The 16,380-nt window shown below is 47.8% G+C and carries 9 protein-coding genes; 5 read left to right on the forward strand and 4 right to left on the reverse strand.

Annotated elements, in window-relative coordinates; genetic code table 11:
- Positions 1-57 precede the first annotated feature (57 nt).
- Together mdh and QUA70_RS07340 are read left to right on the forward strand one after the other, a co-directional pair.
- Positions 58-1,011: a malate dehydrogenase gene (gene mdh, locus QUA70_RS07335; protein ID WP_333324961.1), complete on the forward strand. Its 954-nt coding sequence runs from the start codon at positions 58-60 to the stop codon at positions 1,009-1,011.
- 874 nt (positions 1,012-1,885) lie between these two features.
- Complete coding sequence (locus tag QUA70_RS07340; protein ID WP_333324959.1) at positions 1,886-6,445, forward strand: PAS domain S-box protein; 4,560 nt, start codon at positions 1,886-1,888, stop codon at positions 6,443-6,445.
- A 429-nt stretch (positions 6,446-6,874) separates the two neighbouring features.
- Here the strand turns inward: QUA70_RS07340 and QUA70_RS07345 are convergent, their stop codons facing one another.
- Together QUA70_RS07345 and QUA70_RS07350 are read right to left on the reverse strand one after the other, a co-directional pair.
- Positions 6,875-11,005: an EAL domain-containing protein gene (locus QUA70_RS07345; RefSeq protein WP_333345882.1), complete on the reverse strand. Its 4,131-nt coding sequence runs from the start codon at positions 11,003-11,005 to the stop codon at positions 6,875-6,877.
- A gap of 94 nt (positions 11,006-11,099) precedes the next feature.
- On the reverse strand, positions 11,100-11,423 hold the full coding sequence (locus QUA70_RS07350) for a hypothetical protein (protein WP_333410354.1): 324 nt from the start codon (positions 11,421-11,423) through the stop codon (positions 11,100-11,102).
- Positions 11,424-11,575: 152 nt separating this feature from the next.
- On the opposite strand from QUA70_RS07350, the gene acnB reads away from it, so the two are divergent.
- Positions 11,576-14,191, forward strand: coding sequence for a bifunctional aconitate hydratase 2/2-methylisocitrate dehydratase (acnB, locus tag QUA70_RS07355; RefSeq protein ID WP_333345879.1), 2,616 nt, complete (start codon positions 11,576-11,578; stop codon positions 14,189-14,191).
- 162 nt (positions 14,192-14,353) lie between these two features.
- On the opposite strand, the gene QUA70_RS07360 is transcribed toward acnB, so the two are convergent.
- Together QUA70_RS07360 and QUA70_RS07365 are read right to left on the reverse strand one after the other, a co-directional pair.
- Entirely contained in the window at positions 14,354-14,857 is a 504-nt protein-coding gene (locus QUA70_RS07360; protein ID WP_333324953.1) for a YetF domain-containing protein, read from the reverse strand.
- On the reverse strand, positions 14,830-15,006 hold the full coding sequence (locus tag QUA70_RS07365) for a hypothetical protein (protein WP_333345876.1): 177 nt from the start codon (positions 15,004-15,006) through the stop codon (positions 14,830-14,832). The genes QUA70_RS07360 and QUA70_RS07365 overlap by 28 nt, the downstream gene beginning before the upstream one ends.
- A 509-nt stretch (positions 15,007-15,515) precedes the next feature.
- Between QUA70_RS07365 and QUA70_RS07370 the strand changes: the two genes are divergently transcribed.
- Positions 15,516-15,719 carry a hypothetical protein gene (locus QUA70_RS07370; protein WP_333324949.1) on the forward strand — a complete coding sequence of 68 codons (204 nt, stop codon included), beginning with the start codon at positions 15,516-15,518 and terminating at the stop codon, positions 15,717-15,719.
- A gap of 85 nt (positions 15,720-15,804) precedes the next feature.
- Positions 15,805-16,185 (forward strand): cupin domain-containing protein, encoded by a 381-nt coding sequence (locus tag QUA70_RS07375; protein WP_445251617.1) that lies wholly within the window; start codon positions 15,805-15,807, stop codon positions 16,183-16,185.
- Positions 16,186-16,380: the final 195 nt, after the last annotated feature.

The raw sequence follows: 16,380 nt of genomic DNA on the forward strand, positions 1-16,380 counted from the left end.
GCACCTTTCCCGAATTAAGCTGATTGCTAAAATCTAAAATCTAAAATCTAAAATCCAATGAATTCTCCATCAAACCGCGTATCAATTATTGGTGCAGGCAAAGTCGGCAGTACGTTAGCCCAGCGAATTGCTGAGAAAAATCTGGCAGATGTAGTATTGCTAGATATTGTGGAGGGTTGGCCACAGGGCGTTGCTTTGGATTTGATGGAAGCCAGGGGAGTGGAACGCCACGATCGCCAAATTGTCGGTACAAATGATTATACAGATACGGCAAACTCAAATATCATAGTAATTGCCGCCGGAGTTCCGCGCAAACCCGGTATCAATCGAGAAGATTTAATTAAAATCAATGCTCGAATTGTCACGGAAGCTACAAAACAGGCGATCGAGCATTCTCCCGAAGCAATCTTAATCACAGTCACAAATCCCCTAGATATCATGACTTATTTAGCTTGGGAAGCAGCGGATTTGCCAAAAAACCGAGTCATGGGTATGGGGGGAGTTCTCGACTCCGCCCGCTTTCAAACTTTTATTGCCATGGAATTGGGCGTTTCAAATGCTGAAGTCAATGCAACTGTCATCGGTTCTCATGGCGATTTGATGGTTCCTTTGCCCCGCTATTCTACTGTCAACGGTATTCCCATCAATCAACTTATGGATGCTGGGGCGATCGATCGACTCGTACAGCGGACTCGCCACGGCGGCGCAGAAATTGTAGAATTGATGAAGAGTGGTAGTGCTTATTTTGCCCCCGCATCTTCTGTCTGTTTGATGGTAGAATCTATTTTATTTAATCAGTCGCGACTGTTGCCTTGCTGCGTTTATTTGCACGGCGAATACGGCGTGCAAGATATCTTTTTAGGAGTGCCCTCCCGCTTGGGATATCAGGGAGTCGAACAAATAGTGGAACTCGAACTCAGCGATACTGAAAGAGCAGCCTTTATCGAGTCGGGCAAATTGGTTGCCCAAAATATTGAGGAAGCGAAGGCAATACTGAAAACTGCTTCTTAAGCTTGTAGCAATTCGTCGATCACAGCAGCCTGCTAGCCACTTCAATATAATAACTTATATTGAGTATGACAGGGCGAGCGCTGTCGTAAGTTGGCTTCGAGGATTTAAACTTCGCTTTGATAAATATTATTAATCATGCTTGTTATGCTGTATTTCAAAAGCAGAAAAATGGGTAGCAATGAACCGAGCGATAAACACAACATTGTACTCTAAAATTTTTGGTAATAGAGCAAAAATTGGCAAAACCAGTTAAATTTTTTCTTCGCGACAATGGCATCGGAATTTCTCTAAAAATTTAAGCAATAATCTTCCATGTTTTCTTGACTAAACCAACAAGCAGTTGGTTTTGGGTTATCTCTCACTCGCGATAGTATGGCAGAACCACACGGTTGCACTTTAAAGGTAGAAAGGGAAATGCGAGTTTATACGAAAATTATCCTTTTGGCGGTAATAATAAAAAGGTGACAATTGCAACCGAAGGGAAGCAAAAAAAATGTCAACATTAGTCAGGGACGCTCCTCCCGATCGCGCAATGGAACCGGGTTTCTTGTTTCCACTTTCGGAACTTCCCGGACTTAATTACGTTAAGAAACCGGGTTTATGTGTAAGTTTTGTTATCATACTTATCAATAATTGACAATTTATGACGTAGCAAGTTATGCCTTTTTTCAGTAAATATACAGGAGCTAAGATGCTCGATTGACCATTCAATCTAGAAAAAATACGGAAATGCAGCGTGAGTAGCTGCTAAGTGGAGCAGAAGGAAGAGAATATGTTCTTTGCCTTTTTGAGTTACCAGGCTCAACTTGCAGAGCGCTATTGAGATGCCATCAACCTCGATACCAAAACGCAAAATAACTAAATAAAAAGAATTATGTTTCATGAATACCTGTATCACGAAGTAATCAACCTGCGGGAGAAACTAGCTCACCTAGAAAGAGAAACGCAGTCTCAAACCTGGTTCAAAAAGCTGCAAGCGCTGATGGGAGTTATTAGCAAAATTCGTGAATCCCTAGACTTAGAAACAATATTCAAAATCACAGCCACCGAAGTCCGGCAACTCCTAAATGCCGATCGAGTCGCCGTCTACCGCTTTCTTCCCGAATCGGAATGGAATGAGGGCGAAGTAGTGTCCGAAGACGTACTGCCCCAATACAGCCCATCTTTGGGAACCAGAGTCCGCGACTACTGCTTCGGCGAACAATTTGCCACCCACTATGCCAAAGGTTACGTTCAAGCAGTCACGGACATCTACAAAGCCCGGTTGAGCCCGTGCCACCTCAAAATCCTCAAGCGATTTCAAATCCGAGCAAACTTAGTCGTACCCCTACTGCAAGGAAAACATTTGTGGGGATTGCTGTGCATTCACTCCTGCGGTCAACCCCGCCAGTGGCAAGAAGACGAAATCGAATTTGCTAGACAAGTAGGCGACCATTTAGCAATTGCCATCCACCAAGCCGAACTGCACTTGCAAACCCAGAGGCAAATAGCAGAAATCGAAGTCGCGCAGCAGAAACTCCGCGACAGCGAGCAAAAATATCACCAAATTCTCGACTCGATCGGCGATATGGTATTAGTCAAAGGCCCCAAATCCAAAATTCTTTGGGCAAATCAAGCGTTCCGCCACTATTACGGCATGACTGAACAGGAACTTCAAGGCCTCGTAGACGCACCTTTCGCCGATCCCGACAATACTCTCCAGTACATCAAAGATGACGCCTTCGTTTTTGAAACTGGAGAGACTTTGCACATTTCCGAAGAACCGGTGACGCGCTACGACGGAGAAGTGCGGCTGTTCAGCACAGTCAAAACACCCATCCGCAATCAAGATGGCCAAGTTGCCATGACTGTCGGTGTATCCCGCGACATGACGGAACGCAAACAAGCAGAAGAAGCCGTCAAAGCCAGCGAAACCAAATACCGTAGCCTGGTAGAAACCTCCCAAGACATGATTTGGTCGGTCGATGCTTCAGGACGCTACACCTTCGTCAACCCAGCAGTTAAGTACATCTACGGTTACGAACCAGAAGAAATGATCGGTAGGCCGTTCTCCGACTTTGCGACACCAGAACAAAGCCAGAAAGATTTAGAAGTTTTCGCCCGCCTGTTTGCCGGAGAATCAGTTTTCCAGTACGAAAGCACCCACCTTGCCAAAGACGGCAGCATGAAACATTTGATGTTTAACGCGATCGCCCTCTACGATGAAACCGGCAACTTCCTCGGCACCACCGGTACAGCCACCGACATTACAGATCGCAAGCGCGCAGAAGCCGCATTGCAACACGCCAACGCAGAACTAGAGCGCAGAGTAGAAGCACGCACGGCCGAACTGCAACAGACTTTTGCCGCACTCAGCGTCAGCGAAACCAAGTTTCGGACGATCGCAGCCACCATGCCCGGAGCCTTGTTCCAGTTTTGCAACCGCGACGGAGTTTGGCGCATTGACTACATGAGCGATCGCATCTTCGATATCAGCGGCGTCACAGCAGCCGAAATGACGCAAGACATGAATACATTCATTTCCCGCGTCCACCCCGAAGACTTGGAAAGCTACATCGCCTCCGTCTCCGAAGCCGTAGAAAACCTTTCCCTGTGGCACTATGAAGGGCGGTTAGTCAAGCCCGACGGCGAAATTCGCTGGTGGCAGGGCGACTCCATGCCCACCCGCAACGAGAGTGGCGAAATAATATTTTGTGGCGTATTGTTCGACATTACCGATCGCAAAGTTGCCGAAACAGCCATCCGCAACAGCCAGCGGCAGCTAAAAGAAGCCCAGAGACTCGCCCACGTCGGTAATTGGGAACTCGACGCAACAATGGGAACCGTCACTTGGTCAGAGGAACTCTTCCGCATCTTCGGACTCGAACCGGCCGCCTTTGCCCCCAACCTAGCCGAACAGATCGCTCTGATCCATCCAGAAGATTTGGAATTGTGGCAGACTCAAGTGCAGCGGGGACTCGCAGCAGGCATCCCCTTTGATTTGGACCTCCGCCTTTGCCGTCCCGACGGCACGCTGCGGCATCTCAACGCCGTAGGCCGCGCCGAAACCGATGCCAGTGGCAAAGTGCTAAAATTGTTCGGTACGGCGCTTGACATTACCGATCGCAAAGTCGCCGAAGCAGCACTACGGCAAGCAGCAGTCGAGTTAGAAGACAGAGTGAGCGATCGCACGGCCGAACTTTCCCAAGCAGTCGCCCAGTTAGAACAAGAAATTGGCGATCGCAAACAGGCAGAAGCAGCGCTGCAAGTTTCCGAGCAAAACCTGCGAACAATATTTAACAATGTCTACGATGCTATCTTGATTCACGATTTAGAAGGCAACATTCTCGATGTCAATAATCGAATGTTAGAAATGTACGGAGTTAGCCCCGAACAAGCAACAAAATTATCAATTAAAAACGACTATTCAAGCGGCGACAATCCCATTGAACAAATGGGAGAACTGTGGGAAAGAGTATTAGCAGGCGAAACACCCCGCGTGGAATGGAAAGCGAGGCGTCCCAACGACGGTTCAACTTTTGATGCAGAAATTGCCCTGTCCAGAATTCATCTCAACGGCAATCTCAGCATCATTGCCAACGTCCGAGATATTAGCGATCGCAAACAGGCAGAAGCAGAACTGCAACAGGCTCAACAGTTTATGGAATCCGTGCTCAACACCATACCCGTCGCAGTAGTTGCCAAGGAGGCCCAAGAACTGCGGTTTGTACTGTGGAACCCAGTAGCCGAAGAGTTGCTTGGTTTCAGTGCAGCAGAAGTTATGGGCAAAAATGATTACGACTGTTTCCCAAAAGAACAAGCTGATGTTTTCACCGCCAAAGACCGGGAAGTGCTCAACTGCGGGCAAATTGTAGAAATCGCCGAAGAAGAGATTGAAACGGGCCAAGGAGAATCGCGAATATTTCACACAAAGAAAACAGCAATACTCGATGCTGATGGCAAACCGCAATATCTATTAGCTGTCACTGAAGACATTACCGATCGCAAGCGGGGAGAAATTGCCTTGAGGCGATCGGAAGCCCGACTCAGACAGCAGGCAGAGCGAGAAAAATTGCTCAACAGTCTCACCGCTCAAATTCGCAATTCCCTCGATTTCGACAGCATTATTGCTGTCGCCGTCCAAGAAATTCGCGCTTTCCTGCAGATCGATCGCTGCAATTTTGCCTGGTATCGTGGCGACGGGGAGGATGCTTTCTGGGAAATTATTAAAGAATCTCGCCTCCCCGAACTTCCCGATTTAATAGGTTGCTATCAAGCTTCCGACTTAGCTTCTATGGGAGAAAAGCTCTTGCATATGGAAATGCTGCAGGTGGATGATGTCGAAACAGTGGCAGATCATGTTTGGAGAAGGTCTCTTAACTCTCTGGGCTACCGATCTGTGTTGGCAATTCCGATACAGGCACTTTCGGGAGTAGTGAGCGTTGTTACCTGCGCCCACTCCGCTGCTGTGCGACCCTGGAGTGAGGGCGAAGTAGAATTATTGCAAGCAGTTACAGTTCAATTGGCGATCGCCCTCAACCAAGCCGATCTTTACGCCCAAACTCGCAATAAAGCTCGCGAATTAGAGCAAACTTTGCAGCAATTAACCAGCGCTCAATCGCAGTTAATTCAAAACGAAAAAATGTCATCTCTCGGTCAACTGGTGGCAGGAGTAGCCCACGAAATCAACAACCCAGTTAACTTTATTTACGGCAACCTCACCCACGCCAACGACTATACCCAAGACTTGCTACACCTAATCGAACTTTACCAAAATCACTATCCCGATCCCGTCCCGGAAATTCAAGAGGAAATAGACAATATTGAACTTGAATTTCTGATGGAAGACTTACCAAAGTTGCTTTCTTCAATGAAAGTCGGTGCAGACAGAATTCAACAAATAGTTGCTTCTCTCCGCACATTTTCCCGCATGGACGAAGCGGAAATGAAAGCAGTCAACATCCACGACGGCATAGATAGCACCCTGATGATTTTGCAGCACCGGCTCAAAGCTAAACACAATCATCCCGAAATTGAGGTGATTAAAGAATACGCTCAACTGCCCTTAGTAGAATGTTATGCCGGACAGTTAAATCAAGTATTTATGAACATCTTGAGCAATGCTTTGGATGCTTTGGAAGAACGGGATCTGCGGCGTTCTGCTGAGGAAATGCGGGAACAGCCGAGCCACATCCGCATCCGCACTGAAATATCGCCAGCGGGCAAGGTAATCATTCGGATTGCTGACAACGGGCCGGGAATACCGGAGACTGTCGGCACTCGGCTTTTTGACCCGTTTTTTACCACTAAACCTGTGGGTAAAGGCACTGGGATGGGCTTGTCGATTAGCTATCAAATTGTTACAGACAGACACAACGGGTCGCTGAAATGCACTTCTTCGCCGGGACAGGGTGCAGAATTGGCGATCGAGATTCCCCTCAAAGCTACTTGTTAATGGGGAATTGGTAAGTTGTAATCGGCAATTGGCAATTGCGAAAGCGTTACTGTGCGTCAGTCTGGGAATTTTCAACCATCTCAAATCCGGTAGCATCGTCAGGCGTAAAATCCAGTCAATAGTCAACAATCACGGACGGTGCAGCCGGAATTGATAGAATTCATCTGCGTAAATCTGTGTTTATCTGCCCTCATCTGCGGTTAAAAAAAGAGAATTTATCGGGCCGCAGATAACAAGGGATTAACGCGGATTCACGCAGATGAAGAGAATAGATATATGAATAATTCCGATGCTAACAGATTTGATATCATTACCGACAATCTAATTTTGATGCACCATTTATTCCCTGGTGCATCTGTTTTGAGATTGTGAGTTTGTAGCAAAAATGTCTTCACAGGGTGACGCACTATTTACCAATCTGTCCCTCACTCAGTCCATAATTGCTCTATTACCGAGATTGGTCAGCATTTCTGTCACTGCGGAACTGTCCAAAGGTTTAGAAAACCAATATCCCTGAGCTAATTCGCAGTCTAGTTCTCGAAGCTGTGCTAACTGTTCGCCTGTCTCTACACCTTCGGCGATCGCATTTAATCCCAAATTGTGAGCCAAAGTTACGATCGCCCTCACAATCTGCAAAGGCTGACCCCCGTCGTCACCATTTTCGGCAGCCCCCAAGCGGCTCACAAAAGAGCGATCGATCTTCAGTGTATCCAGCGGAAAACGGTGCAAGTAACTCAAAGACGAATAGCCAGTACCGAAATCGTCGATCGACAATCGAATATTTCTACTTTTTAATTGGGCTAGCACAATATTGGCTTTCTTCACATTTTCCACGATCGCACTTTCAGTAATCTCCAATTTTAAACAGCTTGGATCGCAGCCCGTTTCTGCTAAAATGTCATCGATTTCCTCGATTAAATTCGGCATACCTAACTGTTTAGGAGAGAGATTGACGCTCATTGTTAATTGCGAAGGATCAATAATGGGTAATTTAAAATTCGGAATTGGTACCTGGGAACTTGTACTGAACGTAGCCGAAGTATTGGTAATGGGGAATTGGGAATTGGTAATAGCGGAGTGGAAATCGGTAATCGGGAATTGGTAACCGGGAATTGGTAATTTTTTAGCGATTCTTTCTTCCCTGTGACCAATACTTGGGCTACGCTCAGTACAAGTTCCGTGTTCCTCATTCCCTGTATCCGTTACATCAGTTAAATCCCCTACATTGCCCGTTGCTCTCTTCCCTGTTGTTACCCTGAGCGAAGTCGAAGCGCCTTCTTCCTTTTTGTTACCCTGAGCGACTTGCCCTGAGTGAAGGCGAAGGGAGTCGAAGTGCCTTGTTCCGACTTCCATTCGACTTCTTCCCTGTTCCTCGGTTAACATTTCTTGCCAAATCCGCAATTGCTGACAAGCTTCCCGCAGCACCCAGGCTCCCAGAGGCACGATCAAACCTGTTTCTTCAGCTACAGGGATAAAAGTAGACGGCGGAACTAGACCCCGAAGCGGGTGGTACCAGCGCACCAAAGCCTCAAAACCTTCGATCGCACCGCTGGCGAGCGAAACAATCGGTTGGTAGTGCAACATAAAGTGCGAACATTGATCCTTGCTCTCTCCTAATTCCTCCTTGCCCAAAATAGCCAACCGCAGGTCAGTTTCTAACTGCAACAGCGACATAGTGTGGTCGTGCATCGCCAAATTAAACACTTCGTGCCGGGCCTTGCCCAAAGCTTTAGCACGGTACATAGCAATGTCAGCATCGCGTAGGAATTCTTCGGGGTGAGTGTACGAATTCGATTGGCCACTGTCGGCTCCTTCGCCTCTACTGAAAACAATGCCAATGCTAGCGGTGGTAAATACTTCGTGCGCTTCGATATGAAACGGCCTAGTCAGTTCTTTTTGTATTTTTTTAGCTGCCAGGATAGCGTCGCTGAGGCTCGGAATGTGGTCTAGCAGAATGGTGAATTCGTCTCCCCCCAGCCGGGCGACGGTATCAGAAACCCGGACGCAGGTTTGCAGTCGCTCCGCGAGGGCGATTAGCAGTTTGTCGCCTAAAACGTGTCCTAAAGAATCATTAACTACTTTGAAGCGGTCTAAATCTAGGAAAAGTAAACCAAATTTGTAATCGGGGGACTGATTGGCTCGGCGGATGGCTTGTCCTAGCCTGTCGATGAACAAAACGCGGTTGGGCAAACCCGTCAGCGCATCGTGAAAAGCGCCGTGCAGCAGTTGCTGTTCTACTCGCTTGCGCTCGGTGACATCTCGGATGATAATCTGGGCGGCAGTGGAGCCTTGATAAGTAGCGGGGATGCCGGCCATTTCAACGTCTATTATTTGTCCGTCGAGCCGCATCAGTTTTTGTTCGGCAAGGTCGAGCGGCTGATTTTCTTGCTCGACTAGCCGAATGCGCTCTCTGGCTGTTTCCACATAGTTTGGATGGACGAAATGCAGTACCGGAAAGCCGATTAGCGCCTCGGGAGAACTCGCACCGAGGAGTTTCGCGCCGGCAGCATTGATGTAGGCGATTTTCCCTTGACTGTGAACGGCGATCGCTTCGGGAGAGAGTTCTACTAAACGGCGATAGCGTTCTTCACTTTCTTTGAGAGATACTATCAACTCGCAGCGCTCTTTTTCGGCTTGCTGGCGTTCGATTTCCATTAGGTGAACTGCCAGAATTTTGCCAATACTTTGAGCCATCAATTCTATAATTTCTATTTCCTCGTACTTGAACTTTCTTTTTTTGATCTCTCGCGAACTAAAGCTCAAGGTACCGTAAGTTTTATTGTTAACAAATATCGGCGTTCCGATGTAAGATTCCGACTGGCAATTCTGATAAGCAGGATGTTCGCGCATCTCAATATCTCCTCCTATATGAGAATACGCAACTGTTTTATTAAGTTTAATGACGGCCGCGCAGTAAGTATCGCTGAGGTTCAATTCTAAGCCTCGCACGAAGTATTGTAAATCTGTTTTCGCTGCTCGGACAATAAAAGTCTCGCTGTCAACTTCAGCCATGATTCCCATAGAAAGTCCAAACATCAAACAGCCTGCTGTTAGATAATCCTCAACCAGTTCTTCAAAGTTTTGATAATGATAAGTTGTAATCCGGTGCAAGTGTTTGAGATTAGCGCTAAAAGTTGCTAAAGCTTGAGAATTTAAAAATAATTCTTCTTCCGATCGCTGGCGGTCGGTAATGTCTGTTTGCACTCCAATAAAGTGGGTTAAGTGTCGCCGCGAGTTGTACACCGGAGCGATCGACAGTTCGTGCCAAAAAGGCGTGCCGTCTTTCCGAAAGTTACGCAAGATAACTTGAGATTCTCTGCCTTCTTCAATCGCAATTCGCAATTGTTTGGCAGCGGCGGTGTCCGTGTCGGTGCCCTGCAAAAATCGGCAATTTTTTCCCATTAACTCGTCTCTGCGATAACCGGTGATCCGCTCAAAACTGGGATTGACATAAATAATCGGATTATCTGCAACGGTCGCGTCGGTGATTGCAATGCCGTTACTGCAACTTTCGATCGCCCGTTCCATCATTTGTAAGCGCTCTTGCGATAAAATGCGCTCGATCGCCGCAGCTAACACGTTGGCGATCGCTTCTACAAAATAAACATCATCTTGACTGAAAACCCGCCTTTGGCTGGTATGAACCCCCAAAATGCCCCAGGCCTGCGAGGAGGAACTGTTCGTTGGTTCTGGTTGTCCCCAGTTGCTCCCCAGTCCTCGATTGCCGGGAATGATCACAGTAACGCCACTGACAGCCCGGTGGTTGTGCAGCAGTGGCAACTCGCTAAAGCGCGTTTCCACCCGCAAATCTTCGACGATTGTCGGTTCGCCCACTAGCAATGTGTAACCGGCTTGCGATCGGGCAGAAGCGGCAACAGTAGCGCTGCCGACGAGGCCCGGCTGCCAGCCAACCCCCGCTCGCAGCATAAAAGCATGACCAGAGGGCAACAGTTCTAACAACTGGCAATAATCAACGTCCAGGGTTTGAGCAATTAAAACCGCCGCTTTGTCCATCAGTCCAGATAAATCTGTTTCTGCCAGGGCCTGCTGCCCCAAGTAAGCGACGGCCGCTTGCTGGCGGGCCCGCAAGTGGATTGACGTGAGCAATTCCTGCTCCTTCGCGGCCGCTCGCTTGCGATCCGTAATATCGCTGAACACCGACAGAACAGCTTTTCCTGACAGCAATGTCACATATCCCATCGATACACTTGCCCAAAACAGCGTGCCGTCACCTTTTTTGAGGCGGACTTCTGTCTCGCGGACCAGTCCGTTGCGGGCGAGCCGCACCAGCAGTTCCTGACGGTCTGCGGGGTTGTGGTAGAGCATTTCGGCTTTTTGGCGCTCGATCGACTTGAATGCTGTGAACCCGAAAGCCTGACGGCATAAATCGTTGCTATAAAGAATTGTGCTGTCCGCCAGACTGCTGACGATCAGGGGCATCGGCATCGAGTGGGCGATCGTCAGCAGTAATTCTTTGGTTCCTTGCGGCTCTTTGTACAAGTCTGGCTTGGAGGCCCAGCCGTGACAGTCTTCAGAGTTTTTAGGGATAAAACTTTCCATTGTTTAATCGATCCATTAGCAGGACAACTTTTTTAAACTTGTGGTAAATGACGATTTCAGGTGCAGAGCATTGGTAACAACTGAAGACTTAATTTCATTTGCAATCAGTAAGATTACTCAAAATAACTGCTTTTCTAGGAGTGGAAAATTCGCGATTTGGGAGTGAGTGGGCATAAATATTGCGATCGGCATGATTCCTCGATCGCCCCAATCTGAGTTTTCGACGCAAAATCCGAGTAAATTTTGAGCATAATTGCTGATTGACAAATGCTTCCCTAGCTTTAGTTGTCAGGGATGGATGCAGAGGAGGATCTACAGTAGCCCACAACACATTAATCTTAACCAGAACTATGCAAATCAACGCCCCTAAACTGCTCGGCTGAAGTTTGATACGCTGCTCTCCCGTTAAAGACCACATCTGTCTTTGGTATGACAATCTACTGTTTTTAAAGTTGCGTTAAGTTTTGATAAGAGCGAGGTACTTTACCCAATGTGCAGCGGAAGCTCCTAATCTAAAAAGTAAAGTCACCTACAAACAACCACCGAATACTATCCCAGGAGAGAGGAGAAATGCTTGAATCTTACCGCCGTACCGCTGCCGAACGAGCCCATGAGGGAATTCCACCCCTGCCGCTAGACGCCCAGCAAACGTCAGAACTGTGTGAACTGCTGAAAAATCCGCCGGCAACAGAAGAAGAAACCTTAATAGAATTATTGCGCGATCGCGTCCCGCCCGGAGTAGACAGCGCCGCCTACGTCAAAGCTGGTTTTTTAACTGGCATTGCTAAAGGCGAAATCCACAGCCCCCTAATTGCTCCCAAATGGGCAGTTTACCTGCTGGGAACAATGATGGGCGGTTACAACGTCCAATCTTTAATCGATTTACTTAATCCCACTGCCGAAGTCGCCATTCCCGCCACCGCCGCCCGGGCACTGAGCAAAACCCTGTTAGTATTCGACGCTTTCCACGACGTTATAGCTTTGTCTGATACCAATCCCTACGCCAAACAAGTAGTCGATTCTTGGGCGGATGCCGAGTGGTTTACGGGTCGTCCTGTGTTGCCAGAAGCGATTACCGTTACAGTCTTCAAAGTTCCTGGAGAAACCAATACTGACGACTTGTCGCCCGCACCTCATGCTACCACGCGGCCGGACATTCCCCTACACGCTTTGGCGATGCTGGAAAGTAAGATGCCAGGGGCTTTGCAAACCATTGCAGAATTGAAGCAAAAAGGCCATCCCGTAGCCTATGTTGGTGATGTTGTCGGTACTGGTTCGTCGCGGAAATCGGCGATTAATTCTGTGCTGTGGCACATTGGCAATGATATTCCGTTTGTGCCGAACAAGCGCAGTGGCGGTTATATTTTAGGAAGTGCGATCGCCCCGATTTTCTTCAATACCGCTGAAGATTCCGGCGCTTTGCCGATCGAATGCGATGTCTCCAAAATGGAAACAGGAATGGTAATTACCATCCATCCCTACAAAGGCGAAATCACCAATGAAGCCGGAGAAATTATCTCCACATTCACCCTCAAACCCGACACAATTCTAGACGAAGTTCGCGCCGGTGGCCGAATTCCCCTATTAATTGGACGAACTTTAACCGACAAAACCCGCGCAGCTTTAGGACTAGAACCCAGCACTATTTTTACCCGCCCTACAATCCCAGTAGATACGGGCAAAGGCTTCACTTTAGCACAAAAAATGGTAGGCAAAGCTTGCGGTTTGTCCGGGGTTCGTCCCGGTACATCCTGCGAACCAGTCATGACAACAGTCGGATCGCAAGATACCACCGGGCCGATGACTCGGGACGAATTGAAAGAACTTGCTTGTTTGGGATTTAGCGCCGATTTGGTAATTCAAAGTTTCTGCCACACCGCCGCTTATCCAAAACCTGTTGATGTCAAAACTCACCATGAATTGCCCGATTTCATGTCACAGCGCGCCGGCATAGCTTTGCGTCCCGGAGACGGCATTATTCACTCTTGGCTGAACCGAATGTTATTGCCGGATACAGTGGGAACTGGTGGCGATTCTCACACTCGTTTTCCTTTAGGAATTTCCTTTCCTGCGGGTTCGGGATTGGTGGCATTTGCTGCGGCCTTGGGCGTCATGCCTTTGGATATGCCGGAATCAGTTTTAGTGCGGTTTAAAGGTGAATTGCAGCCGGGAGTAACGCTCAGGGATGTTGTGAATGCAATTCCCTATGTAGCCATTCAAAAAGGTTTGCTGACAGTCTCGAAACAGAATAAGAAAAATGTCTTTTCTGGGCGGATTATGGAGATTGAAGGTTTGCCCGATTTGAAGGTCGAGCAGGCTTTTGAATTGACCGATGCCTCCGCCGAGCGTTCTTGCGCCGGATGCACGATTAAATTGAGTGTGGAGACTGTTTCCGAGTACATTCGTTCCAATGTCGCGCTGCTGAAAAACATGGTGGCGCGGGGCTATCAAGATGCGCGGACGATGATGCGCCGGGTAGCGAAGATGGAGGAATGGCTGGCAAATCCGGTACTGCTGGAGGCTGATGCTGATGCGGAATATGTGGAGATAATTGAGATCGATTTAAACGAGATTAAAGAGCCTATTGTGGCTGCTCCGAATGACCCGGATAATGTTAAGTTGTTGAGTGAGGTTGCGGGCGATCGCGTTGACGAAGTATTTGTCGGTTCCTGCATGACAAATATCGGTCACTACCGCGCCACTGCGAAGGTGTTGGAAGGTGCAGGAGAAGTGAAAACTCGCCTGTGGATTTGTCCGCCAACTCGGATGGACGAACAGCAACTCAAAGAAGAAGGTTATTACAGTATTTTTGGAGCTGCTGGAGCGCGTACAGAAATGCCCGGTTGCAGTCTTTGTATGGGCAATCAAGCGCGGGTTAAAGATGCGACAACGGTTTTTTCAACTTCTACTCGTAACTTTAACAACCGCATGGGCAAAGATGCACAAGTTTATCTCGGTTCGGCGGAATTGGCGGCCGTTTGTTCGCTGTTAGGTCGCATTCCTACAGTCCAAGAATACAATGACGTTGTGTCGAAGAGAATCGATCCTTTTGCTGGTGATTTGTATCGGTATTTGAATTTCGATCAAATTGCTGGTTTTGAGGATGAAGGCAGAGTGATTGCTTTGGAAGATATGCCTCGAATTGAGGATATTTTGGGAATTCCAGATGGTGTGTTGAGCAAGTAAGTAAAAGGCGGGCAATTGCCCGCCTTTTGTTTATAAGCTTTTTGTTTATAAAATTATTAATATCAGAGCCCGTCCATCGATCGTAATTCCTGTAGAGACTATCTTTAACTGTCAATGGCAAGCTCACAAATAATTCGAGCATCCATTGAATTTAAAGATCGACTAAGCTACATCTTTGAGAGCCGATCGCGAATTGTTCGGAGATTTTTTGACAACGCTCATGCTGCCGTCGGTTTCCAGCACGACTGCTTCGATTTCTTCGATCGACGCGCTGCCAGTCCCCCGAATCGCCGCCCGAATTTCCGATTCACCCACGCGCTGCTGCCGCATCGCCACAGGCAGAAATTGGCCTTGGCTGAGCAGCATAGTAGGTTCGGCTTTGATGAGATTTTTTACCCACTTTACCCGCACCGCAAGCCACGTGACGATGAATTGCAGCCCGATGAGTAAGCCTAGTCCGAAAATGCCCTCGACGAGCGAAACGTCTTTTGACATGATGACAGTCGCCAGCGTCGAACCGAGGGCGATGGTAACGATGAAATCGAAGGCATTCCACTTCGACAGAGTTCGCTTGCCGGAGACTAGCAACAAACAAATCAGCACGACGTAAGCGGAAACGCCGATCGTCAAAATCCGAATCAATTCAAACCAATTGTCAACAAACATATTTTTATTTCGCCGTTATTATTTTGGGCACTTTGCTGCTGCGCCAGTGCTAGATGCTTCGTCTGCTTGATGTCGCGGGCTCTGTTAGTTTCCATTGTCAGTGTAGCAGAAGGGTCGATGTCAAGTTGTAGGGTGCATCCGACTTTCATTTTGGGGCGATTATTGGGATTTTGCGATCGGAGGCACCTTGTTAATGCAGTCCTGGATGCAAAAAAACCGGGTTTCTGACCTCCACGTGCGTAAGTCGCGATCGACTACAATATGAATGAATAAAAGGCAGATAATTCTGACAGACCAAATCAAAGGAACCGAACTCCCGCAAGCTAGATTTGCTTCATCTCCCCAAGCATCCCCAGCTACCTCATAACAGGGTAAAGAAAGCGAATCTTGTCAAGCTAATTCTGTTTTAGCCTCAGAAAGTTCTATGCCTTGGCTAGTTCGGGAAATTGAGAAACTCCCCAAAGAATACTGGCCGAATTTACTTGAGATCATTTTTGGTTAGACTTTTTGCCAGACAGAGGCTAGGAAGCCGTGTTACCTAAAAGCGCTGATTATGAGGTGCGTCGCGAGTTAATTCGTGCGGACTAAATGGCTGGTATATCACGGTTTGACCAACTCAAAATAGCGATTAGCTACCTTCCTATTTTCCACAAAAACAATGCTTCTGGTGGCACAGTTGTGGGCGCAAGCACGACGGAGAGTAAGACCAACTGCTGACCCCAAGGCACTTGAGGCAGACGTGATTTTGGCAGCTCAGCCCATTTCGGTAGCAAATGAAGGGCATGAGTTGATAATTGCTACAAAAAATGTGGGGCATTGGTCGCAATTTGTTGATGCTCGCGAGTGGCGGCTAATTGAGTAATGTTTAAATCGATCGCACTTACCCTATCCCTGCTATACTTTCAACTAAAGATATTTTTACAGACACCGTTGGCGAAATAAACAGGATGGTGGAAACAGTGGAGACAAGCGAAAAAATTGACGATCGCACACAAACCCGCTACTGGGGTCAAGTTACAGTCATAGACGCGGGCGATCGTTACAAGATCAATCGCATTGAAGTCAAGCCGGGGCATCACATCAGCACCCAAATGCACTATCACCGCAGCGAGCACTGGGTAGTCGTCTCCGGTACCGCTAAAGTTATCTGCGACGACAAAGAGACGATTCTCATGCAGAAACAGTCAACCTACGTTCCGATGAATACTGCTCATCGCGTAGAAAATCCCGGCGTTATTCCCCTGGTGATGATTGAAATCCAAAATGGCGAATACCTCGGCGATGATGACATTATCCGCTTTGCCCTAGATGCTCACGAGGAAGATTGATCCGACATCAAAATATGAAACAATCGCAGAGGCCAGGGAAAAGCGTCGCACACCGAACCATGACCTTCATCATCCAGGATACAAGCCCCCGGATTCATCCGTCGAAAAATAAAAAACCTGTATCCGATGAAACTTGCCCCCCGAATTTATCCGTGGGGTCAATGCTTCAATTCTTTAATCTAAAATCTAAAATCT

The organism is Microcoleus sp. LAD1_D5 (assembly GCF_036702115.1).
Lineage (GTDB): Bacteria > Cyanobacteriota > Cyanobacteriia > Cyanobacteriales > Microcoleaceae > Microcoleus.

What these genes read in the sequence shown, in the direction of transcription:
- QUA70_RS07375 (WP_445251617.1), top strand. Translation starts at nt 15,805, where the DNA reads ATGGTGGAAACAGTGGAGACAAGCGAAAAAATTGACGATCGCACACAA.
- mdh (WP_333324961.1), top strand. Translation starts at nt 58, where the DNA reads ATGAATTCTCCATCAAACCGCGTATCAATTATTGGTGCAGGCAAAGTC.
- QUA70_RS07345 (WP_333345882.1), bottom strand. Translation starts at nt 11,005, where the DNA reads ATGGAAAGTTTTATCCCTAAAAACTCTGAAGACTGTCACGGCTGGGCC.
- QUA70_RS07365 (WP_333345876.1), bottom strand. Translation starts at nt 15,006, where the DNA reads ATGAAAGTCGGATGCACCCTACAACTTGACATCGACCCTTCTGCTACA.
- QUA70_RS07350 (WP_333410354.1), bottom strand. Translation starts at nt 11,423, where the DNA reads ATGTGGTCTTTAACGGGAGAGCAGCGTATCAAACTTCAGCCGAGCAGT.
- QUA70_RS07340 (WP_333324959.1), top strand. Translation starts at nt 1,886, where the DNA reads ATGTTTCATGAATACCTGTATCACGAAGTAATCAACCTGCGGGAGAAA.
- QUA70_RS07360 (WP_333324953.1), bottom strand. Translation starts at nt 14,857, where the DNA reads ATGTTTGTTGACAATTGGTTTGAATTGATTCGGATTTTGACGATCGGC.
- acnB (WP_333345879.1), top strand. Translation starts at nt 11,576, where the DNA reads ATGCTTGAATCTTACCGCCGTACCGCTGCCGAACGAGCCCATGAGGGA.
- QUA70_RS07370 (WP_333324949.1), top strand. Translation starts at nt 15,516, where the DNA reads ATGCTTCTGGTGGCACAGTTGTGGGCGCAAGCACGACGGAGAGTAAGA.